The sequence below is a fragment of the Nonomuraea sp. NPDC049152 genome (genome assembly GCF_040648355.1).
Classification (GTDB): Bacteria; Actinomycetota; Actinomycetes; order Streptosporangiales; family Streptosporangiaceae; genus Nonomuraea.
In genome coordinates this window covers 372805-393763 of the sequence record NZ_JBEZDO010000005.1, presented here as the reverse complement: position 1 = coordinate 393763, position 20959 = coordinate 372805, and the positions used below count along the sequence as shown (strand labels likewise).

The following is a 20959-nucleotide window of genomic DNA, read 5'->3' as shown; positions in this document are numbered from 1 at the left end:
TTACCGCCTAATCCTGTGTCGGATGTCCGTGGAGGTCAAGGCGTCACAGCCCTGACGGGTCGCGTCCCACGCTGATCTCCTCGGCGATCCTGCGGATCTCGGGCGCCGAGATGCCGGGCGCGTGAGGAAGATGGCTGGTCAGCGCGGCCATCACCACCGGCACGGGCTGGCCCGCGAACCTGGCCGCGATCAGGTGGACCGCCTGGAAGAGCTGCTTGTCGTCGTGCATGCCTCGCCCCTTCTCGAGAATTCCCCCGGGGTACGGTACGGCGTGCCACCGACAGTTTCGCGCTACGACTCCAGGGTTTTCCGCACCGCCGTGCAGATGTCGTCGAGCTGGGCGACCTGCTCAGGGGTGAGGGCGTCGAACAGGCTGCGCCGTACCTCCTCGACGTGGCCGGGCGCGGCGGCGGAGAGGGCCGCGAACCCCGCGTCGGTGAGCTGGGCGACGTTGCCGCGCCGGTCGGCCGCGCACGGGTCGCGGCGCACCCAGCCGCGCTCCTCCAGCCGGGCGACGGCGTGGGAGAGACGGCTCTGGGAGGACTGCGCCCTGCGGGCCAGCTCGTGCATGCGCATCGAGCGGTCGGGCGCCTCGGAGAGCGCCACGAGGATCATGTAGTAGGTGTGCGGCATGCCCGCCTCGCGCTGGAGCTGCCGGTCGAGCGCCTCCTGGACGAGCTGGGTCACCGCCATGTAGTTGCGCCAGGTGCGTTGCTCGTCGTCATCCAGCCATCGGGTCATGCTCTCGAGTTTACTTGAACTCTCATCTATATTGGTTGTCATGCCGGTACAACGCCTGAACCATGCGGTGCTTTACGTTCGCGACGTCGAGCGAAGCGTCGCCTTCTACCGCGAGGCCCTCGGCTTCGAGGTGGTCATGAGCATGCCGGGGGCGGCCTTCCTGCAGGCGGGGGGCTCCAGCAACGATCACGATCTCGGCCTGTTCCAGATCGGCGCGCAGGCGGGCCCCTCGTCCGCCGGGCGCTCGACCGTCGGCCTCTACCACCTGGCTTGGGAGGTGGACACGCTGGAGGAGCTGCGGCGCATCGCGGGCAAGCTGAGCGAGCTCGGTTCGCTGGCGGGCGCGTCCGACCACTCCACGACCAAGGCCCTGTACGCCAAGGACCCCGACGGGCTGGAGTTCGAGGTCTCGTGGCTGCTGCCCGCCGAGCTCATCACCGAGGAGGTGCTCGCGGGTCGCTCCACCATCAAGCCGCTGGACCTGGCCGCCGAGATCGAGCGCTACGGGGGCCGGACGCGCGGGGGCGTGGGCGTGTCCTTCGCGTAACCTGGTGCTATCCGAACAATCTGTTTGGAGCACGACCATGCGAAGCGACCCTGATCACGTACTCGACGCCATCGACGGCGTGGTGGAGGACTGGGAGAGCCTGAGCGCGGACTCGATGCGCTGGGCTCCTCCGGAGGAGAAACCGGACAGCACGCCGGAGCTCCTGCGGGAGATGTCGGACACCTTCGGCCCCCTCGCCGCCACGTTCATGCAGGCCCTCAGGCCGCTGGGGGAGGCGGTGCTGCGGCCCTTGGCCGACTTCTTCGACAACGCCGGCTTCATCGGCGAGCAGGCCGAAGGGATCTGGGACGTCGAGGAGCAGGAGACCGCCTGCCAGTGCCTGTGCTTCAGGCACCCCGCGCAGCGCGACATCTGCACCGGCACGGCCGCCTCAGGCCTTCGGGTCTGCGCCGCCTGCCGTGAGGCCCTCTGACGCGCGCTCCCCTCGGCGATCGAGGGTGAAGACGGTCAGAGCGGGATCGGTCGGCAACCTGCCCGCCTGTCGCCAGCCCATGGCACGGTAGAGCGCGGCGGCGGGGGAGTCGGGCAGGGTGATGAGCCATGCGCTCGGCCGGCCATCGACGGCGGCGGTGAGCAGGGCCTTGCCGATCCCCTTGCCCTGGGCGTCGGGGTCCACGAACAACTCGACGATCTCGAAGGCGCCGCCGGTCAGCTCGGCCGCCCCCGCGGGGCCGAAGGCGGTGGTGAGGAGGCCGTAGACGCGCTCGTCCGGCAGGTCGGCGGGGGAGGGCCAGCCGTAGCAGACGCCGATCAGGCGGCCGTCGTCGTCGGTCGCGGTCCATACGGTGAAGCCGGGCTTGGCGGTGGCCGCCTGGAGCCGGTCGGGGTAGGCGTCGAGCTGCGCGGGGGACTCGGACCACGGCGGGCCCGCGTAGCACCGCCGGTACAGCTCGGCGATCGCGGCGGGGTTCGGTTGCTCCGGTCGGCTGATCATCCCTTCCATCTTCCACTACGGCGAGGCGGGGCGCGCGCTCGCCCGCCTGAGGCGCGATGCGGGCAGGGGTCGTTCGGGGGCGGGGTCGGGGTCGGGTCGGGGGTGTCTCAGGGGTGACGCCGGATGGCGCGAGGGACGCGCAGGGCCATTCTCGACCTATGGCCCCGCTGAAGAGGTTGTATCCGCTCCTCGCCTGCTCCCTGATCCTCTTCTCGGTCATCGCGATCGTGGTCGGGCAGTTCGACCCTGACCCCTACCTCGACCCGATGAACGTGACGATCAGCGAGTACGCCGTGGCCGACCGCGGGGGCGTCACGGAGATGGCGATGGCGGCGATGGGCCTGGGTTCGTTCGCGCTGCTGGCAGGACTGCGGGCCGCGGGGGCGCCCGTCAGGGGCATGCCCGAACGGCTCATGATGGTGTGGAGCGGGGCTCTGATCGTGGCGGCGATCATCCCCACCACACCGCTCGGCATGGACATGACGCTGACCGCGCAGATCCACCGCTACGTGTCGGTGGCCGCGTTCGTCAGCCTGCCCGCGGCGGCGGCGCTGCTGGTGCCGAGGCTCGCCGCGGACGAGCGGTGGAAGGCCGTGGCCAGGCCGGTGGAGTGGCTGGCGCTGGCAGGCGGTCTCGGCCTGCTGGCGATCACCTACGTGGCGCTGCCCGGCGACAGGGTCATGATCGGTCTGGTCGAGCGGGGGCTGCTGGCGGCCGAGGTGGCGTTGCTCGCGGTGCTGGCGGCGCGGTTGGTCCGTCTCCAGTGGGTCCGGATGAGGGCTACCTCACTAGCCCCGATTTCCTGACATGTCACAACTTTCTCACGAATGAGCCAAGATATTCGCCTAGCTCGGTGCTATTCTCTCCCGCGATCTCTATACGGGAGCGGGTGTCATGGCATCGAGCAGATCCATACGATTCAAGATCGCTGCCCTGCTCGTCGTCCCCTTGGTGTCTCTCGTCGCGCTCTGGGGGTTCGCAGCCAGCACCACCACCGGTGAGGCGCTCAACCTGCTGAAGGTCGACACCATCTGGACCGGCGTGATCAACGGCGCGGACAGCGTGGTGTATAACCTCCAGCAGGAACGGCTGGTAACCGCGGAGCGGCTGGCGCGCACCGCGTCGGGTCCTGCCGCGCTGGCCAAGGCCCGCACCGAGACCGACAAGGCGCGCAGGAGGCTCGTCGCGAGCGCGAACGCCGACGACACGCAGTCGGCCCTCTCGAATGACATGAAGGCCCAGCTCAGGGTGGTCTTCGCGCAGATCGACCGGCTGGACGACATCAGAAGGCTGGCCGACGAGGGCCTGCTGGCCCCCTCGCGGCTCGTGACGGACTACGCCGCGATCTCCGACGCGATCTACCGCCTCTACGGCACGTTCGCGCTCAGCACCGACATCACCCTCTACCAGCAGTCCAACGCGCTGATCGCGGTCGAGCAGGCACGCGAGCTGCTGCACCGCCAGCACACGCTGGTCGTCGCCACGAGCGGCGCCCTCACCGCGCCCGACCGCGAGCTCATGGCCAGGCTGGAAGGCGCCCGCACGCTGCAGTTCGACAAGGCGCGGAGCGAGCTGGACGGCGAGCTGCGCCAGCCGTTCGACACGCTGGCGGGCTCGCCCCAGTACCTCGTCATGCAGGGCTCGATCACCTCCATACTGTCGGGCGTCAGGCATGACGTCTCCGACTGGCGCTCGACGGCCGACCCCGTGCTGAAGACCTACACCCAGGGCACATGGGACGCGGGAGACGTGCTGCTGGCCAGGATGGAGCCCGCGGGCATGGCCATCCTGGTGCGCGCGGTCATCGCGGGCGTGCTCGGCCTCATCGCGGTCGCGTTCTCGATCTTCATCTCCATCAGGGTCGGCCGCGTCGTCACCACCGAGCTGGCCGCGCTCCGCCGTACGGCGCTGGACCTGGCGGAGGTCAGGCTGCCGCGGGTGGTCGCGCGGCTGCGCGGCGGCGAGACCGTCGACGTGGCGGCCGAGGCGCCGCCGATCGTCGTCGCGCCCCTGGCGACCAGCGAGATCAAGGACCTGGCCACGGCCTTCGACAGCGTGCAGAGCACCGCGGTGGAGGCCGCGGTCGAGCAGGCCAGGATGCGCGAGGGCGTGGCGCTGGCGCTGCGCAACCTCGCCCGCCGCAGCCAGGGGCTGCTCCAGCGCCAGCTCAAGCTGCTGGACGGCATGCAGCGCGACGCCGAGGACCCCGAGGCCCTGGAGAACCTGTTCAGGCTCGACCACCTCACCACCCGCATGCGCCGCCACGCCGAGGGCTTGGTGCTGCTGTCAGGCGGTACGGCGGGCCGCAAGTGGCGCGGCACCATCCCCGTCGAGGACGTGCTGAACGGCGCGGCCGCGCAGGTCGAGGACTACACCAGGGTCCGCGTCTACCCGATGCCCGAATGCGGCGTCTCGGGCGGCGCCGTGGCCGACCTCATGCACCTGTTCGCCGAGCTCATCGAGAACGCGACCGTCTTCTCCTCGCCGGAGAACGAGGTCTCGATCAGGGGCGAGGCGGTCGCCAGGGGCTTCGCGGTCGAGATCGAGGACCGAGGGCTCGGCCTGTCCCTCCAGGACCGGCAGGCGATCAACGCGCGGCTCGCGGGCCCGCAGGAGTTCGACGCCTCCCAGACCGAGCGGCTCGGCTTCTCCGTCGTCGGCATGCTCGCCGCCAGGCACGGCGTGAGCGTGACGCTCAAGCAGTCGCCGTACGGCGGGACGACCGCGATCGTGCTCATCCCGAACGCCCTCACCGAGGCGCTGGCGTCCATCGAAGGGCCCCCGATCCAGGACAGGGTGCGCCCGATCAAGAAGGAGGGCGCGGCCGACCTGCCACGCAGGACCCGTACCTCCCGCCGGGTGGACGTCAGGGTCGAACGGATCGACGTGCCCGAGCCCGCCGTCAGGGGACCGTTCGAGGACGCCAAGCCTCGAGGGCCCTTCGAGGCCGTCAAGGTGCGGCCGCTGGCCGCTCCCACGCTCGCCGAACCGGTCGAAGAGGCCCCTGCGTCGCTTCCCCGCAGGGTGCGGCAGGCCAACCTGCCGCCCCGCCTGGCACAACCCAGCCCCCCGCCCCAAGAACAGCCCGCCGACGAGCGCTCCCCCGAAGAGACCAGGGCGTTGCTGTCGTCCCTGCAGTCGGGGTGGCAGCGTGGCCGTCAGGACAGCGAACAGGATGGGTCATGACCGAGCGGAGCGAGGGAAACGATCGCGGCACGGGGGCCGAGATGGAGTGGGTGGACGAGGAGGCCGGGCCTGTCGTCAGGCCCTACGCGATGACCAGGGGGCGCACGAGGTCGTCGTCATCGTCGTCGTTCGACCTGCTCTCCGTGATCACCTCGACCGGCGCGCCCGTGCCCTCCCAGTCCGATCTGGGCTCGCAGCATCGGCGGCTGCTGGAGTACGTGACGCTGGGCCGTACGGGACCTGTGGTGGAGGTCGCGTCCGAGACGGGGCTGCCGGTGGGCGTGGTGCGGGTGCTGCTGGGCGACCTGCTCGATCACGGGCTGATTCTGGTGCGGCCGCCGGTGCCGGCGGCCGCTTCTCCGACCGAGAGCCTGCTGCGTGAGGTGATCAACGGGCTCCGGGCGCTGTGAGGGTCCTGAGCGAGTGCTCGACGAGCGAGATCATGACCTCCTTGGCGGAGGCGCGCCTGCGCACGTCGCACAGCAGCACGGGCACGTCGTCGTCCAGGTCGAGGGCGATCCGCACGTCCTCGACGCTGTGGGTGGCCGCGCCGTCGAAGCAGTTGACGGCCACCACGAACGGTGTGCCGCGCTGCTCGAAGTAGTCGATGGAGGGGAAGCAGTCCGTCAGCCGCCGAGTGTCGGCGATCACGACCGCGCCGAGCGCGCCGTAGGACAGCTCGTCCCACATGAACCAGAAGCGTTCCTGCCCGGGGGTGCCGAACAGGTAGACGACCAGGCCCTCGCGGATGGTGATCCGGCCGAAGTCCATGGCGACCGTGGTGGTGGTCTTGCCCTCCACGCCGTCGAGGTCGTCGACACCGGCGCCGATGTCGGACAGCACCTCTTCCGTGCGCAGCGGCTTGATCTCGCTGATAGCGCCGACCAGGGTGGTCTTCCCCACGCCGAATCCGCCGGCGATGAGGATCTTCAGCGCTACGGGATCCTCAGAGAGCCCGGAGTCCATTGATCACTTCCTTGAGAATGCGCTCACTCGGACGTGGCCCTGCCGAGGAGGCCACCGAGATGAGGCCGTTGTCGCGCAGGTCGCCCAGCAAGACCCGGACGACGCCGACCGGCAGGTCGAGCTCGGCGGCCACGTCGGCCACCGAGATGGGGGTGCGGGCCACGCGCAGGATCGCGTTCTGCTCGGGCCCGAGCCCCGCGGCGGAGCCCTCCACTGAGGCGGGATCCGTCGCGGTCACCATCGCGATCAGGTCGAGGTTCTCCCCTGACGAGCGGGTTCTACCCCGGATCAGAGCATAGGGCCGGACGAAGGGTCCGGCTTCCTCGTCCATCCACTGGTTCATGACACGCGGGGATTAGTCGAGATGTGCTGCCCGACGCGCTTGACCAGCATCGCCATCTCGTAGGCGATATGGCCGACGTCGGCGTCGGAGTTGGCCAGTACGGCAAGGCAGGTGCCCTGCCCCGCGGCCGTGACGAACAGGAACGCCGCCTCCATCTCCACGATGGTCTGGCGCACGTCGCCACCGCCGAAATGCCGCCCCGCACCGCGGGCCAGGCTCTGGAACCCGGCGGCGACGGCCGACAGGTGCTCGGCGTCCTCACGGGCAAGACCCCGCGAGTAGCCGACGGCCAGGCCGTCAGTGGACAGGATCACCGCCTGTCTGACGGCGCCCACCCTGGTCGTGAGATCGTCGAGGAGCCAGTTCAGCTCGCCGGTGTTCGCAGTGGGTGTCGTCATAGGTCCCCCTCCTGGGCTTCTTCTTCTCGGCCGCGCTCGGTGCCCCGCTGGAAGGCGGAGAACAGGTCGCGTACCTCGTCTGGCGATCTTTCTGGGCGTGACTCTGGCTCTGGCTCGGGGGCCTTCAGTTGCTGTGCGATGTTGGCCTGCCTTACCCGCCTCGGCAGACCCTTGTGGGTCGTGGTCGTGCCGCCGACCAGCGCAAGGGGTTTCCTGTCGCGCTTGGACGGCTCGGCGGACGGCAGTGCGGGCCGCTCCACCAGCAGACCGCGCGGGATCAGCACGATAGCGGTGGTTCCGCCGAACGGCGAGGCCCGGATCAATACGCTCACGCCGTGCCTGGCCGCGAGCTTGGCCACCACGAACAGACCGAGCCTGTCGCTGTCGGCCAGGTCGAACTCGGGCGGGTTCACGAGCAGGCCGTTCAGCCTGGCGTACTCCTCGGGAGCGAGGCCGAGTCCCCTGTCCTCGATCTCGATCGCGTATCCGTTGCTCACCGAGTCGCCGCGCACCTGCACCGTGGTGTTGGGCGGGGAGTAGATGGTGGCGTTCTCCAGCAGCTCGGCCACCAGGTGGACGACGTCGGCCGCGGCGGCGCCGTCGAGGGCGGCCTCCGGCAGCTGCTGGACGGCGATCCTGGTGTAGTCCTCGACCTCGGCGACGGCGGCCCTGACCACGTCGATCGTGGGCACAGGCTTGCGCCACACCCGTCCAGGCGCCGAGCCCGACAGGATGATCAGGCCCTCGGCGTGCCGCCGCATGCGCGTGGTCAGGTGGTCGAGGCGGAAGAGATCCTCCAGCTCGTCAGGGTCGTGCGTACGGCGCTGCATGCCGTCGAGCAGGCCGAGCTGGCGGTGCAGCAGGCCCTGCTTGCGCCTGGCGAGGTTGAGGAAGACCAGGCTGATGCCGCGCCGCAGGTTCGCCTGGCCGACCGCGGCCTCGACCGCGGTGCGCTGCACGGAGGCGAACGCCTTGGCCACGTCGAGGATCTCGGCGGCGCCGCTGACCTTGAGCGGGGGCGCCTCCTTCCTGACGTTGACGTCCTCGCCCGCGCGCAGCCTGGCGACCAGCCGCGGGAGCCGTACCTCGGCCAGGTCGAGAGCCGCCGTCCTGAGCCCCGCCAGTTCGGCGGACAGGCGGCGGCCGAACCTGACGGAGATGATGATCGAGGCGATGACGGCCAGCAGGCCGACGCCGCCGGCCACCGCGATGCGCACCATCACCGTGGTGGACACGCCCGCCGAACGCTCGGCCAGCACGCGGGCGGACGTGGCGCCGAGCCGGTCGAGCCGCGCCGTCACCTCGGCCACTGGCTCGGTCCATTCCTCGGCGTTGGGCGGCGGTCCGCCCGCGATCGCGATCCGCGCCTCGGCCTGCGAGAACCGCGAGAAGGCCTGGGAAGCGAAGAACCGCTCGTACGGCACGCGGAGCTCGGTGTCGAGCGTCGACAGCGCGCGGGTGTGCAGGAACTTGCGGGTGGCGACGTACTCGGTGAAGGCGGCGGCCTCGGCCTCGGCCATCTTGCCGTTGGTGAGCACGGCGCCGACGAGGGCGCTCTCCCTGGAGATGACCTCGCGGGCGTTGCTCATCGCCTGCAGCGCGCTGGCCTGCTGGAAGATCGGCAGGTCGGGGACCGCGGTCAGCTGCTCGTAGAGGCGGAACAGCGTGTCGAGCAGGTGGTTGTAGTCGTTGATGGTGTGGAGGCGGGTCTCCAGGCCGGCATCGAGCGAGGCGCGGATGGAGTCGAGCCTGTCGAGCTCCTCGGTGGTGTCGCGCAGCGTCTGCCGCAGCCGGTCGTCGTCGGTGGCGGCGACGGCCGCGGCGAAGGCCGCGAGAGAGGTGTCGGTGCGCTCTCGCTGGGCGGTGAGCTCGCGGCCGCGCTTGCCCGCCGAGGTGGCGGAGGCGGCCCGTTCCGACTGAAGCTGGAGCCCGAGGTCGGTGGAGGTCACACCGATGGTCTCGTACAGCCTGTTGGCGCGGAACAGAGCCTGGCCGTCGCTCACGGTCAGGTTGAGGACGAAGCCCCAGAGCGCGCTCAGGGACAGGAGCGGCAGGAGCAGCAACAGAAAGATCTTGAACCGAATCGACCGGTTTCTCGAGCTCATGTCCCAACCTCGGAGTACCGAGGCGATTTCCACGCTTTGTGTAAATACACCTCGGAAGATCGCACAGGAGACTAGCACCGATTATGTCCGTGGCGCAGTGGAGGAACCTGGAGATTAGCGGGAATATCGGGACTCGCGGGGGACGCCGCGCTACCGTGATCTCGCGGGAGTGTCCTGACCTGTGCTTTCGCGTCACGCTCCGGATCCGGTCGCTGACAGGTCTTCGGAGACGGCGGTCCGCCGACAAGGGTTCGGCCGCAGGACACCCGGAGTTCGCCGTGGCATGGCTAGGGTCCGTGGGCTGTGAGCGACAGGGATCCTTACTTCGACAACGCCAAGTACCTGGCCATCGTGCTCGTCGTCTGCGGGCACATGATCGAGGATCTGCGTGAGGAGCCGATCGCGCACGCGCTCTACTTCTACGTCTACATCTTCCACATGCCGCTCTTCATCACCCTGAGCGGCTACCTGTCACGAAATTTCACCTTCTCGTCGGGCAAGGCGAGGAAGCTGATCGCCACGCTCGCGGTGCCGTACGTGCTGTTCGAGCTGGCCTACTCGGTGCCCAGGCTCCTGCTGTACGGCAAGCTGGAGCTGAGCCTGCTCGACCCGTACTACCTCACCTGGTTCCTGATGTCGCTGTTCCTCTGGCGGCTGTCCACGCCGGTCTGGCAGCAGCTGCGCTGGCCGCTGGCCGTCGCGGTGGGGCTGTCGTTGCTGTCGGGGACGAGCGCGCTGCCCGACGAGCTGTCGATGAACCGCACCCTCGGCCTGCTGCCGTTCTACGTGCTCGGGCTCATGCTCAGGCCCGAGCACTTCGAGCTGCTGCGCAGGCCGTACATGAAGGTCGTCGGAGGGGCGACGCTCGCGGCCGGGCTGGTGGCCGCGCTCGCCCTGCACGACCTCGTGCCCACGGAGTGGATCAGGTGGCGGCACGCGAACACCGCGATCGGCGTGGACGACCTGACGGGCAGCCTCATCAGGCTCGGGATGCTGGCGGCCGGAGCGGTGCTGGTGGCGGCGTTCATGGCGGTGACACCGCGGCAGCGCACCTGGTTCTCCGGCCTGGGCTCGGCGACGATGTACGCCTACCTGCTGCACGGGTTCGTGGTGAAGGCGGCCGAGCGCCTCCACCTGGGCGTGCCGCTGTCGATCGCGCTCGGCGTGGTCGTGGCGACCGTGCTGTGCACGCCGCCGGTCCGCGCGGCCTTCGGATGGGCGGTCGAGCCCAGGATGTCCTGGGCGTTCACCGCTTTGCGGCGGCCCGTGCGATAGCGCGCAGCCAGAGCAGCCCTATCACCGAGATGACCACCAGGCCCCCCAGGTCCAAGACGGTGTAGATGTGCACCTGGGCCTCGGTGACCTCAGGGACCTGGCCGATCCGAAGCTGGTCGAACTGCCACTTCTTCCCGGTGAAGAGCAGCGTGAGCGCGATGGCGATGGCGTTCATCGAGTCCCACAGCCCGTGCAGGGCGGAGACGCCCAGGTAGGTGAGGATCACCCGGGGGGTGAAGCGGTTGCCCGCGCCGAACAGCACGCCGCCGATGATCGCCGTCCACAGGCCGTGACCGACCGGCGCGAGAAGGCCGCGCAGCACCTCGGTCTCCACCAGCTGCGAAAGCGACAGACCGACCGGAGTGAACAGCGCGTTGAAGGCGTAGCCCGCGCTCTCGAAGGCCGCGAACCCGAAGCCGACCGTCGCGCCGAGCACCAGGCCGTCCCTGGCCGTACGGCGGACCATCCTCCTGGTCACGATGATCAGCGCGGCCAGCTTCACGCCCTCCTCGATGAGCCCGACCCCGAGGTAGGCCCAGACAGAGGGCCTGAGCAGCCAGCTCTCCAGCAGGGAGGCGCCGAGCACGCCCAGCAGGCCGCCCACGACGAAGGCCCTGAACAGCAGCTCGACCGTGACGTCGGCGGTCCTGCCGCGCCCGTAGGCCCACACCACGAACGTCACCGGCACCAGGAAGCTGCCCAGCAGCACGAGGGCGGGAATGAGGTTGGAGTTGGCCGTCCACGCGGTGACGGCGACCGTGGCCACCCACAGAACGAACCCGGCCAGGAAGATCTTCAGCCATTGTCTCATCGCTGCAGCTCCGTCACCGCTCGGTGGGCCGCGGTGATCGCCGCGTCCGCGTAGGCGGCGGGAACGGAGTCGGAGTTGGCGATGGCGATCCTGCCGAACCGCCTGCGCGCGGTCTCCGCGGGAAGCGGCCCGTCGGGATAGAAGGCGTTCCACGGCCGACAGTACTCCGGCGCGTAACCGTGACCCCATCTGTTGACGGTGATCGCCTCGATGTCCCGCTCGGGGTCGAAGCCGCCCGCGCCGAGCAGCCGGGTGAGCTGGTCGCGGATGGTGTACTCCATGAAGCTGAACGGCGTCTTGATCAGCACATGCCTGCCCGCGACCGCGCCGTGGGAGGGCGCCATGCCCGACTGCGCGGGAGTCGCGATCATGTGGACGCCGATCGGCTCGCTGGGATCCCTCGGGCACGCGTAGCCCGGCATGCTGACCGGGTGGTCGAGCTCGGAGACGCACCAGTAGGCGCCGGTCCAGCGCGTGTGGTGGACGCCCACTCGCTGCCAGGCCGTCCAGTCGCGCAGCTGGACCATGGCGTACAGCAGCGGCATCTTGACCGCCTGGCGCAGCGCCTCGCGCTGCTCCGCGGGCAGCTCGGGGACGAGGTAGGGGATCATCATGTTCCAGCAGGCCATGATGACCGCGCCCGCGCGGACGGTCCTGATCGAGTTGCCGTCGAAGTAGCCGACGGTCGCGCTGGTGGCGGCGTCGGCGCCGCCGCCGTTGGCGACGGAGACCACCGGGCTGGACAGCCTGAACCGCACCTGGTTGCCCGACAGGTCGAGCGCGCTGTAGTCGAAGGCGGCGGTGGTGATCTCGTCCATCTCGGTCGCGTCGGCGAAGCCGGGGATCATCCTGCCGACCATCATCCGCACGAGCGCCTGGTTGCCCTCGGGGAAGTGGTAGACGTACGGGTCGTCGGCGCCCCACTGCTTGATCATGGTCGGCGAGTTGAACCTGGACGGCTTGCCGCTGTCGAGCCCGAGGCCATGGAGGCCGGGGTAGTCCCAGCCGCCGGCGCTGCCCCACGCGTCGATGGCGCCGAACGAGGTGGTGTCGTAGGCCCATTCGTCGCTCGACATGGTCCTGCAGAACCGCTCCACGTCAGGGTGGACCTTGGCGACCTCGAGGAGGTAGCGGGAGTAGGTCAGCGCGGCCAGCCGCTCCTCCTTCTGCTCGTGCGACAGGCCTCGCAGGTAGTCGGGGGGCCGCCGGTAGAGCCTGACCAGGTCCTTCTTGGCCTGTTCCGCGATCGGCAGCTGGGCGGCCAGTTGCTCGGGGGTGAGCCAAGGGGTGAGCTTGACGAGCCTCTCGGCGGTGAAGCTCTCCCTGTCGCACATGACGCTGTCGGTCATGTCGAGGTCGCTGTAGAGCTTCCGGTCGAAGTACGTCTTGAACTTCTCGAGCTCGACGCCGAGCCGGTCGAGCAGGGCCTTGCCCTCGGCCGTCCAGGCCGAGGGCGCCTCGATCGACTGCGAGCCGCCGTACCCGATGAGCGGGCCCATGCGGCCCTTGGGCGCGAACTCGTTACGGCGCGCGTGCCCCCCGATCTCGTCGTGGTTGTCGAGGATGAGGACACGGGCGCTCGGATCGTTGCGCAGCCACTCGAAGGCCGCGCTGACGCCGCTGATGCCGCCACCGACCACCACCAGGTCGTAGCTCTCGCCCGTGGGCCGCGCCGCGCCCGCGTACTGCCAGAACCTGTCGTCGCGGAGCGCGTGCGGGACGCTCAGCGCCGCCGGGGTGTTGCCCTGCAGTCCTGTCATGCCCGGGGGGAACTTGACCTCCTGGGGGACCTCCAGGCCGTCGGTGCCGATCCTGCCGGGCGCGGCGACGTCCCTCCCGCAGCTCGCCAGGGATCCCAGGGCGGCGGCCCCCGCCGCCATGGCCACGCCGTCGAAGAAGTCGCGGCGCGAGATGGGCCGGCTCATGCCGAGTTCGCGCGCCCGGCGCGGATCGATCTCCATGCCATGATCATCACGAGGGTCAGAAACGCATTCCCATGGCGCGCGGCGTTTCTATGAACATTTTACGCGTATTCGCCGATCTCCTCGGAGAGGTTTTCCGATGCCTTAGAAAGGAGGGGAGTCAGGGAAATGGGGAAAGCATGTTGAAAGCATTTTCCGGGATATGTGCGGCACTTGTGTCGATCTCCGGATGCGGCCTTGGATCGGTCCCGCGAGAGCCCGCGCCGAGCGCCGCCGGGACCCCGGCCCCCGTCCGCGATCTCGGTGCGGCTCTCCTTCCCGCCCCGCCGGGCATGCGCGTCGCGTACGGTCCCGAATCGGGTCCTTACGGCACGCTTCGCGCGACAAGGGAGGGAGTGGCCGCCATGCGGCAGAGCTCCTCGTGCGCGCCACGGCTGGACCTGGATCGCCCCGAGGTGCGCACCGCGCCCGCCGCCGTCGTGGCCTACAGCTCTGACGAAGGCTCCGTCACCCAGGCGCTGGTGGACCTGCCTTCGGCCTTTCCCGGCGAGCTGCCCGCGGCGTGCGCCTCCTACCAGGCGGTCGTGGAGGGGGAGACGGTCAGCTACGTCACCAGGACGGTCGACCTGCCGCCGCTCGGCGACCAGTCGCGCGCCCATGTCACGGCCGTCACCGGCGGCGGTCAGCGCCTGGAGGTGGGATCGGTGGTGATCAGAGCGGGGACAGTTGTGATGAGCCTGCTAGTAGTCGCACGAAAAGTGAAATATGACGGTCTAGCCGACCAAAGCCGCGAAGCTTATGAAAAGTTGACGCTTGCCATGAATGGCGACGGAGCATGACAGAGAGCTGACAGGCGGTTGCCAGCGCGGCCTCAGAAGGTGGCTCTCACCCGATCCACTCTCTGGAGGTCGTCATGGAGAACGTCGTCATGAAGAACGCTGTCGTCGCGGGCGCCGGGCCCGTCGGGCTGGCCGTCGCCGCCGAGCTGAGGTTGCGCGGGGTCGAGGTGGTCGTCCTCGAACCGCTGCTGTCGATCGACCCGCGAGTCAAGGCGGGATCGCTGGCGCCCCGCGCGGTCGACGCTCTCGATCTGCGCGGCCTGGCCGACCGCATCCCCTCGTCCGCCCTCCCGTCGACGGGCGGTCGGCGCGGGTCGGCGCCCCGGGGGCACTTCGCGGGCATGTGGGTGCTCAGGGAGAGCGCCTACTCCTCGAAGGCCGCGACGCTCGTCCCTCAGCAGGCCCTCGAACAGCTCCTCGGCGACCACGCCGCGGCCGAAGGCGCCGAGATCAGGCGCGGCCACACCCTCACCGGCTACACCCAGGACGACGAAGGCGTCACCGTCCAGGTCGAAGGCCCCGAAGGGCCCTACGAGCTGCGGACGGGGTGGCTCGTCGGCGCGGACGGCGGCCGCAGCCCTGTCCGCAAGGCCTCCGGCGTGCCCTTCCCGGGCACCGACGGCGTCATCACCGGCTACCAGGCGCTGGTCGAGCTCGACGACGCCGACTTCGTCCCCATGGGCTGGAACAGGCTGCCGGGCGGCCTGGTCGTCAACGGGCCCGTCCCCGGCAGGGTGCTGGTGGTCGAGTTCGACGGGCCGCCCGCCGACCGCGACGCCGCCATCACCGTCGAAGAGCTCCAGGCCGCCCTGCGAAGGGTCAGCGGCACCGAGGTCACCGTCCTCGAAGCCAGGTCCCTGACCCGCTTCACCGACAACGCCCGCCTGGCCGAGTCGTTCGTGATCGGCAGGGTCCTGCTGGCGGGCGACGCCGCCCACGTCCACTCCCCCTTCGGAGGACAGGGGCTCAACCTCGGCCTCGGCGACGCGTTCAACCTCGGGTGGAAGCTGGCCGCGGTCATCAGGGGCGAGGCGGGGCGGGAGCTGCTCGACACCTACACGGCCGAGCGTGGACCGGTCGCGGCCAAGGTGCTGGAGAACACCAGGGCGCAGGTGGCCATGATGGGGCCGGGGCCGTACGTCGACGCGGTGCGGGAGATCTTCGCGATGCTGCTGGAGTCGGACGACGCCAACAGGCGGCTGACGGACCTGGTCTCCGGCGCGGGCCTGCGCTACGACCTCGGCTCGGCCGACGATCTCGTGGGCCGCTTCGTCCCCGACCTGACGGTCAAGACCGCCGAAGGGACGTTCAGGGTGGCCGAGCTGATGCGGTCGGGCAGGGGACTGCTGCTCGTCCTCGACGGCAGGGCCGTACCCGAGGCATGGGCGGGGCGGGTGGAGATCGTCAGGGGCACCTGCGACGCGGCGCCCGCCGACGCCCTGCTCGTCAGGCCTGACGGGCACGTGGCGTGGACGGCGGGCGACGGCTCGCTCACCGAGGCGCTCACCAGCTGGTTCGGCCCCCGCTGACCGCTCGCCCGCCTGGTCGCGGCGGGCGGTGCGTGGACGGTGCGCGGCCGGTCAGCGGGCCCCGCCACTCTGCACCCATGACGAACACCACGAAGCACGTCCTGATCTCCGGCGCCAGCCTCGCGGGGCCCGCCATGGCCCACTGGCTCCTCAGGTACGGCTACGCCGTCACCGTCGTCGAGCGGGCCCCCGCCCTGCGGAAGGGCGGCCAGGCGGTCGACTTCCGCGGCGAGGCGCACATGACGATGCTGGAGCGCATGGGCATCCTCGACGAGGTCCGCCGCCGCCAGACCGAAGGAGGCCCGCTCGTCATGATCGACGCCGAGGGCAGGCCGCAGCTGAGCCTGCCGGCCTCCTTCACCGGCGGCAACGTGGAGATCACCCGCGGCGACCTGTCGCACCTGCTCCACGACCTGACAAAGGACAGGGCGGAGTACCTGTTCAACGACTCCATCGCGGCCATGACCGAGACCGCCGACGGCGTCGACGTCGTCTTCGAAAGCGGCTGGACGCGCAGGTTCGACCTGGTCATCGGCGCCGACGGGCTCCACTCCAACGTGCGCAGGCTCACCTTCGGCGACGAGTCGCAGTTCCTGAAGAGCTCCGGGTACTACGCCGCCCTGTTCGACGCGCCCAACCACCTCGGCGTCAGCGGCAAGTCGCTCATGTACAGCGAGCCCGGCCGCGGCTCGCTCGTCTACGCCTCCGAGGGGGACCAGGACTCCGTCACCGTCGTGTGCGTCTTCGCCTCGGACTCGCTCGACTACCACCACCGCGACATCGCCACCCAGAAGCGGCTGCTGGCCGAGGCATACCGAGGGGCGGGCTGGGAGCTGCCTGAGCTGCTCTCGCACCTGGAGGAGTCGGACGGCTTCTACTTCGACTCCATCAGCCAGATCCACATGGACCACTACACCAAGGGCCGGATCGCGCTCATCGGCGACGCCGGCTACGGCGCCACCATGGGCGGCATGGGCGCGGGCATGTCCCTCATCGCCTCCTATGTGCTGGCGGGTGAGCTCGCGGCGGCGGGCGGCGACCACAGGGTCGCCTTCGCGCGCTACGAGGAGCAGATCCGCGGCTACGCCAAGGCCTGCCAGCGGGTCGCCGACGGCGCGGGCGGCTTCTTCGCCCCGAAGAACGTCCGCCGGCGCAACCGCATCTACAAGGTCCTGACCTCGAACTTCCTCATCGGCTTCCTCGAGAAGATGACCACCAAGGCGGCCAACTCCATCAAGCTGAAGGAATACGCGCTGTAATGCCCCGGTGCAGGCCGGCACTTTCTGCGCGCGAGGAATGTCCCTGTAACCATCGAAGCTCTCGAACCACTTCTCTGTGTCAGCACACCCGAGACATGAGGGAGTTGGGCGGTGACGGATGAGCGAGAACGGTTCACCACCATCTACGACGAATGCCGCCAGCGCGTGTGGGCCTATGTGGTCGCACGGGCGGGCAGGCAGGTCGCCGACGAGGTGGTGAGCGAGACATTCGCCATCGCGTGGCGCAAGCTCGACCAGCTACCGGGCAACGCGCTGCCGTACCTGCTGGGGATCGCGAGGAACGTCCTGCGCGACAACATCAGGGACGAGATCAAGCGCGAAGGGCTCAACCACGAGCTGCGCGAATGGGTATCGGGCGACGTCGCCGACCAGGTGGCCGAGCGCCTCGGAGTCCTCAAGGCCATGGCCAGGCTCACCCAGGACGAGCGCGAGCTGCTCGTCCTCGTCGCCTGGCAGGGACTCTCGACCCGCGACGCCGCCAAGGTCGTCGGCTGCTCCGTGCCCGCCTTCAAGGTGCGACTCCACCGCGCGCGCAAGCGCCTGCAACGCGAGATGGAACAGCCCACCGCCCCCGCCATGTCCAGGCTCGGCCTCAAGGAGGAGTGGTCATGAACCCGATCGACGAGCTTCGCGCCGCCCGCCCCGCCCACCTCGGCGACACCCCGACCGACGAGCGGACCAGGCGGTCCGAGCTCGCCTACGCCATGTCCCAAGGCCCGATCGCCAGGCGCAGGGGTAAGTCCCGCCTGGTGTGGGGGCTCAGCCTGGCAGGCGCCGCCGTCGCCGTCACGGCCGTCGCCGTCCTCACCGCAGGCACCGGAGGGGGTACGGCTCCGCGCGCGCCGTCGGCCGCCCCCGCGTCCAGCTCTCCGGTCAAGCTCACCGCCCAGCAGGTGCTCCTCGTCGCCGCCACTCGCGCCGAGCGGCAGCCGGCCACGTCGGGCGAGTTCTGGCACACCGAGACGCTCGGCAGGAACCTCTTCACGGCGCCGGGCGGCTACGTGATGGTGACGGAGCAGCGCGACGAGATGTGGGTCAGCAAGCGCGGGCAGTGGTCCCGCTCCCAGTACCTCGGCGCCAAGCCCGCCACCGACGAGGACAGGGCCAAGTGGGCGGCCGCGGGATCTCCCGCGGAGATCAAGGTCGCCGTGCCGGGCAAGGGCGTGGGAAGACTGGTCCCCGTCGCCGCCAACAAGCCGTACACCAGCCACCACACGGGCAAGGAGGTGTTCTGGCTCGGCCGCAACGTCACCCTCGCCGACCTGGCCGCGCTGCCGGACGACGAGGCGGGGCTGAAGGCCTGGCTGCTGAAGTACTACGAGGGCAAGGGCACCGAGTCCGACGCGCCCATGGCCGAGGACGCGTGGCTGTTCCAGGTGACGGCCGGGCTCATCACCGACATGCCGGTCAGCGCCAAGGTGCGTGGGGCCGCCTTCCGGATGCTGGCCGCGCTGCCGTCCGTGACCGCCGTCGGCGAGGTCACCGACGCGCGAGGACGATCGGGTACGGCGATCGCCATGGAGACCGAGTCGAGCGCCAACGGAGCGGACGGCGACAAGGGGCTGCTGCAGGACCGGTTGATCATCGATGAGCAGACCGGGGTGGCGCTCGGGCGCGAGAGCGTCGTGGTGAAGGCTGGCGGCCACCAGGCCGGTCTGGCGCCCGGCACCGTGTGGAACACCGCCACCGTCGTGCGCGCGGAATGGACCGACTCACGCACCTCCTGACGCCTTCCCGTGCCGCGGGGTTACGGAGTTGTCCTTGCCGCCCATCCAGTAGTTCCAGATGCGCGCCGCGTGGGGGACGTCGGGCTTGATCCGGGCGGCCAGGTCCGACCGCGGGTGTCCGCCCTTTCCTCCCGGGCCCGAAAGTTTTCTCCTCTCGCTGTCACACTCCTCCGTCCGGGGTCGTCATATCAGTGACGGCCGAAGCGCAGCCCCGCTGGGCAGGACCGTCATCGACAGAACGAGCGGACGCACAGGAGAATGATCATGGAAGCACGTATGGGCAACCCGGCCGTGGTGGTCCCCGGCGCGATGAAGGCCCTGCTGGCCGTCGGCGCCACCGTGGAGCAGGCGGGCGTGCCGAAGCAGCTGATCGAGCTCGTCAACCTGCGCGCGAGCCAGATCAACGGCTGCAGCGTCTGCGTCGACATGCACGCCCGTGCGCTGAAGAAGGGCGGCGAGAGCGACGAGCGCCTCTGGTCCGTGGCCGGCTGGAGGGACGCCCCCTACTTCACCGACGCCGAGCGCGCGGCCCTCGCCCTCGCCGAGGCCGCCACGCGGCTGAGCGACCGGCCCGAGCCGGTGTCCGATGAGATCTACGAGGAGGCCGCCAAGCACTACGACGAGCAGCAGCTCGCCGCGCTGATCCTCGGGATCGCCACCGTCAACCTCTGGAACAGGCTCAACGCCTCCACCAAGCAGGTGGCGGGCGCCTGGGGCTGACCGCCCAGGCGGCGGCCCCGACCCCCGTCACCCTGACCGCGTCATCGATCACCGGCCTTTCGGCCACGTCCGACTTGCAGCTGGTTGCGATTGACCGGCGGATTTGGGTGTTTTGGTAGTGGCATGGAAGTTGATCACCTAGGCTGACGACCCGTGCGCAAAAAGATCATGGCGGCCACCCGCCTCTGAGCGGCTCGCTCGATCGCGGCAAGACGTCGGCAGACGGCCATGCGGCGCACCGGATCGTCGGGATCAGCCGTGGCACGGGGAAGCGTTTGTCGCCCCGGCTTCTTCCGGCCTGAAGAGAAAGCAGCACCGCCCTCTCCGTTGGGCGGTGCTGCTTTCTGGTTTCTCGATCCGGCAAGCCATCGAAGCTCCAGCAAGCCATCTAAAAGGGACGTGCAACCACAAATAGGTAGAAACGGTCTCAGGTTCTGCGCCACAGAGAGGAGACCGCGATGACCTGCATCCACGGACTGCGAGCGCCTCTGCTCGGCCTGCGCCTTCGGCCGTCCAGGCAGGACGGCGGCCTGATCGTCGCCATCGTGATCTCCGGGCTGTGCGCCTTGGGCTACCTGGCCTCCCTCATGCCGAGGCTCGGCGGGAGCGTCGCCGACCTCGTCCTGTCGATCGCCGTCGGACTGGCACCCCTGCCCGTCCTGCTCGTCGTCGTGCTCGCGATCGATCAGCTGACTCCGAAACCGCGGCTGAACCTCGTCTTCGCCTTCGCCTGGGGCGGAGGAATCGCGCTGCTCGCCGCCGCCGTCCTGACGAAGGCCTCCGGCGGCGGCACCGCGACGACGCCGCTGTTCGAGGAGATGGCCAAGGGGGCCGCGCTCCTGTGGCTGCTGTGGTGGCGCAGGCACGCGATCACCTCCCTGACCGTCGGCATCGTCTACGCCGCTATGGCGGGCCTGGGGTTCGCGACCGTCGAGAACGTCACCCTCTACCTCACCGCGTTCGCCAGGGGAGGCCACGGCGACGTGCTCACCATGGTCGTCCATCACGGACTGGGGATGGGGATCGCCCACCCCCTCTGCGCCTCGCTGGCCGGGCTCGGCATCGCCTACGCGGTCATCGCGCGAGGTGGGACACGGTTCCCGATCGCCCTCGCGTCCTGCGCGGGCGCCGTACTCCTCCACATCCTGTGGAACGACACGGTCTTCTCCGCCTCCCACCTGCCGGCCGGGCAGAAGCAGGCCTACGTCGTGTGCGCGGCGGTCGTCCTCGTCCTGACCGCCGTCATCGTCCTCGAACACCGGCTGCTGGTCGCCACGATCGGCCGCCACCTGCTCCTATACCGAGCCACAGGCCTGGTCACGCCCGATGACATCGCCATGCTCTCCTCGGGACGCGCCCGCTGGCAGACCCTTCACCAGGCACGGACGCCGTCGGCCCGCCGCGCGATGGCCGACTACCAGCGGGCCGCGACCGAGCTGGTCATCCTGCACCAGCGGGCCGAACGCGACAACGTGCCGCCCAACGACCACGACCGCGACGAGCGGCTGGCGGTCATGACACAGGCCCGAGCCCGCCTCCGCGCGGCAGCGCTGTAACCCGGGATTCGCTACGCCGTACTCGATCTGCGGCGCAGCGCGACCGGCCCGCCCGCGAT

At 69.8% G+C, this 20959-nt stretch carries 22 protein-coding genes; 13 read left to right on the top strand and 9 right to left on the bottom strand.

Annotated features, from left to right (window positions below; genetic code table 11):
* Positions 1-43: 43 nt before the first annotated feature.
* Both AB0B45_RS13080 and AB0B45_RS13075 read right to left on the bottom strand, forming a co-directional pair.
* Positions 44-229, bottom strand: coding sequence for a hypothetical protein (locus tag AB0B45_RS13080; protein ID WP_358129333.1), 186 nt, complete (start codon positions 227-229; stop codon positions 44-46).
* A 62-nt stretch (positions 230-291) separates the two neighbouring features.
* The gene (locus AB0B45_RS13075; RefSeq protein WP_358129331.1) at positions 292-741 is read right to left on the bottom strand and encodes a MarR family transcriptional regulator; all 450 of its coding nucleotides are present in this window, start codon (positions 739-741) and stop codon (positions 292-294) included.
* Between the two features lie 40 nt (positions 742-781).
* On the opposite strand from AB0B45_RS13075, the gene AB0B45_RS13070 reads away from it, so the two are divergent.
* A complete protein-coding gene (locus AB0B45_RS13070) occupies positions 782-1288 on the top strand; it encodes a VOC family protein (protein WP_358129329.1) in 507 nt (168 codons plus the stop codon).
* 37 nt (positions 1289-1325) lie between these two features.
* Complete coding sequence (locus AB0B45_RS13065; RefSeq protein WP_358129326.1) at positions 1326-1721, top strand: hypothetical protein; 396 nt, start codon at positions 1326-1328, stop codon at positions 1719-1721.
* On the opposite strand, the gene AB0B45_RS13060 is transcribed toward AB0B45_RS13065, so the two are convergent.
* Positions 1680-2243, bottom strand: a complete 564-nt coding sequence (locus AB0B45_RS13060) for a GNAT family N-acetyltransferase (protein ID WP_358129324.1) — start codon at positions 2241-2243, stop codon at positions 1680-1682. The genes AB0B45_RS13065 and AB0B45_RS13060 overlap by 42 nt on opposite strands.
* 158 nt (positions 2244-2401) lie before the next feature.
* Between AB0B45_RS13060 and AB0B45_RS13055 the strand changes: the two genes are divergently transcribed.
* The 3 genes from AB0B45_RS13055 to AB0B45_RS13045 all read left to right on the top strand — a co-directional run bounded on the left by AB0B45_RS13055 (position 2402) and on the right by AB0B45_RS13045 (position 5839).
* Positions 2402-3049, top strand: coding sequence for a DUF998 domain-containing protein (locus AB0B45_RS13055; RefSeq protein ID WP_358129321.1), 648 nt, complete (start codon positions 2402-2404; stop codon positions 3047-3049).
* Positions 3050-3137: 88 nt separating this feature from the next.
* Entirely contained in the window at positions 3138-5429 is a 2292-nt protein-coding gene (locus tag AB0B45_RS13050; RefSeq protein WP_358129318.1) for a nitrate- and nitrite sensing domain-containing protein, read from the top strand.
* Positions 5426-5839, top strand: a complete 414-nt coding sequence (locus AB0B45_RS13045) for a DUF742 domain-containing protein (protein WP_358129315.1) — start codon at positions 5426-5428, stop codon at positions 5837-5839. The genes AB0B45_RS13050 and AB0B45_RS13045 overlap by 4 nt, the downstream gene beginning before the upstream one ends.
* Here AB0B45_RS13045 and AB0B45_RS13040 read toward each other — a convergent pair.
* Genes AB0B45_RS13040 through AB0B45_RS13025 form a run of 4 tightly spaced genes read right to left on the bottom strand, consistent with a single transcriptional unit; the run spans position 5817 to position 9241 of the window.
* Positions 5817-6395, bottom strand: a complete 579-nt coding sequence (locus tag AB0B45_RS13040) for an ATP/GTP-binding protein (protein ID WP_358129312.1) — start codon at positions 6393-6395, stop codon at positions 5817-5819. The two genes, AB0B45_RS13045 and AB0B45_RS13040, sit on opposite strands and share 23 nt — an antisense overlap.
* Positions 6376-6726: a DUF742 domain-containing protein gene (locus AB0B45_RS13035; protein ID WP_358129309.1), complete on the bottom strand. Its 351-nt coding sequence runs from the start codon at positions 6724-6726 to the stop codon at positions 6376-6378. The genes AB0B45_RS13040 and AB0B45_RS13035 overlap by 20 nt, the downstream gene beginning before the upstream one ends.
* An 8-nt stretch (positions 6727-6734) precedes the next feature.
* On the bottom strand, positions 6735-7136 hold the full coding sequence (locus AB0B45_RS13030; protein WP_358129306.1) for a roadblock/LC7 domain-containing protein: 402 nt from the start codon (positions 7134-7136) through the stop codon (positions 6735-6737).
* Positions 7133-9241 carry an ATP-binding protein gene (locus AB0B45_RS13025; RefSeq protein WP_358129304.1) on the bottom strand — a complete coding sequence of 703 codons (2109 nt, stop codon included), beginning with the start codon at positions 9239-9241 and terminating at the stop codon, positions 7133-7135. The genes AB0B45_RS13030 and AB0B45_RS13025 overlap by 4 nt, the downstream gene beginning before the upstream one ends.
* A 303-nt stretch (positions 9242-9544) precedes the next feature.
* Between AB0B45_RS13025 and AB0B45_RS13020 the strand changes: the two genes are divergently transcribed.
* On the top strand, positions 9545-10516 hold the full coding sequence (locus tag AB0B45_RS13020; RefSeq protein ID WP_358129301.1) for an acyltransferase family protein: 972 nt from the start codon (positions 9545-9547) through the stop codon (positions 10514-10516).
* Here AB0B45_RS13020 and AB0B45_RS13015 read toward each other — a convergent pair.
* Complete coding sequence (locus tag AB0B45_RS13015) at positions 10488-11327, bottom strand: PrsW family glutamic-type intramembrane protease (RefSeq protein ID WP_358129300.1); 840 nt, start codon at positions 11325-11327, stop codon at positions 10488-10490. The two genes, AB0B45_RS13020 and AB0B45_RS13015, sit on opposite strands and share 29 nt — an antisense overlap.
* Positions 11324-13288, bottom strand: coding sequence for an NAD(P)-binding protein (locus AB0B45_RS13010; RefSeq protein WP_358129297.1), 1965 nt, complete (start codon positions 13286-13288; stop codon positions 11324-11326). Before AB0B45_RS13010 ends, AB0B45_RS13015 begins: the two co-directional genes overlap by 4 nt.
* 365 nt (positions 13289-13653) lie before the next feature.
* On the opposite strand from AB0B45_RS13010, the gene AB0B45_RS13005 reads away from it, so the two are divergent.
* From AB0B45_RS13005 to AB0B45_RS12975, 7 genes are all read left to right on the top strand, one after another.
* Positions 13654-14088, top strand: a complete 435-nt coding sequence (locus tag AB0B45_RS13005; RefSeq protein WP_358129294.1) for a hypothetical protein — start codon at positions 13654-13656, stop codon at positions 14086-14088.
* A 74-nt stretch (positions 14089-14162) separates the two neighbouring features.
* On the top strand, positions 14163-15617 hold the full coding sequence (locus AB0B45_RS13000; RefSeq protein WP_358129291.1) for an FAD-dependent monooxygenase: 1455 nt from the start codon (positions 14163-14165) through the stop codon (positions 15615-15617).
* Between the two features lie 77 nt (positions 15618-15694).
* Entirely contained in the window at positions 15695-16876 is a 1182-nt protein-coding gene (locus AB0B45_RS12995) for an FAD-dependent monooxygenase (RefSeq protein WP_358129288.1), read from the top strand.
* Between the two features lie 111 nt (positions 16877-16987).
* Entirely contained in the window at positions 16988-17509 is a 522-nt protein-coding gene (locus AB0B45_RS12990; protein WP_358129286.1) for an RNA polymerase sigma factor, read from the top strand.
* On the top strand, positions 17506-18624 hold the full coding sequence (locus AB0B45_RS12985; protein WP_358129283.1) for a CU044_5270 family protein: 1119 nt from the start codon (positions 17506-17508) through the stop codon (positions 18622-18624). Before AB0B45_RS12990 ends, AB0B45_RS12985 begins: the two co-directional genes overlap by 4 nt.
* Before the next feature lie 264 nt (positions 18625-18888).
* Positions 18889-19344, top strand: a complete 456-nt coding sequence (locus tag AB0B45_RS12980; protein WP_358129280.1) for a carboxymuconolactone decarboxylase family protein — start codon at positions 18889-18891, stop codon at positions 19342-19344.
* A gap of 458 nt (positions 19345-19802) precedes the next feature.
* Positions 19803-20900 (top strand): PrsW family intramembrane metalloprotease, encoded by a 1098-nt coding sequence (locus AB0B45_RS12975; RefSeq protein ID WP_358129277.1) that lies wholly within the window; start codon positions 19803-19805, stop codon positions 20898-20900.
* The last annotated feature ends 59 nt before the right edge of the window (positions 20901-20959 follow it).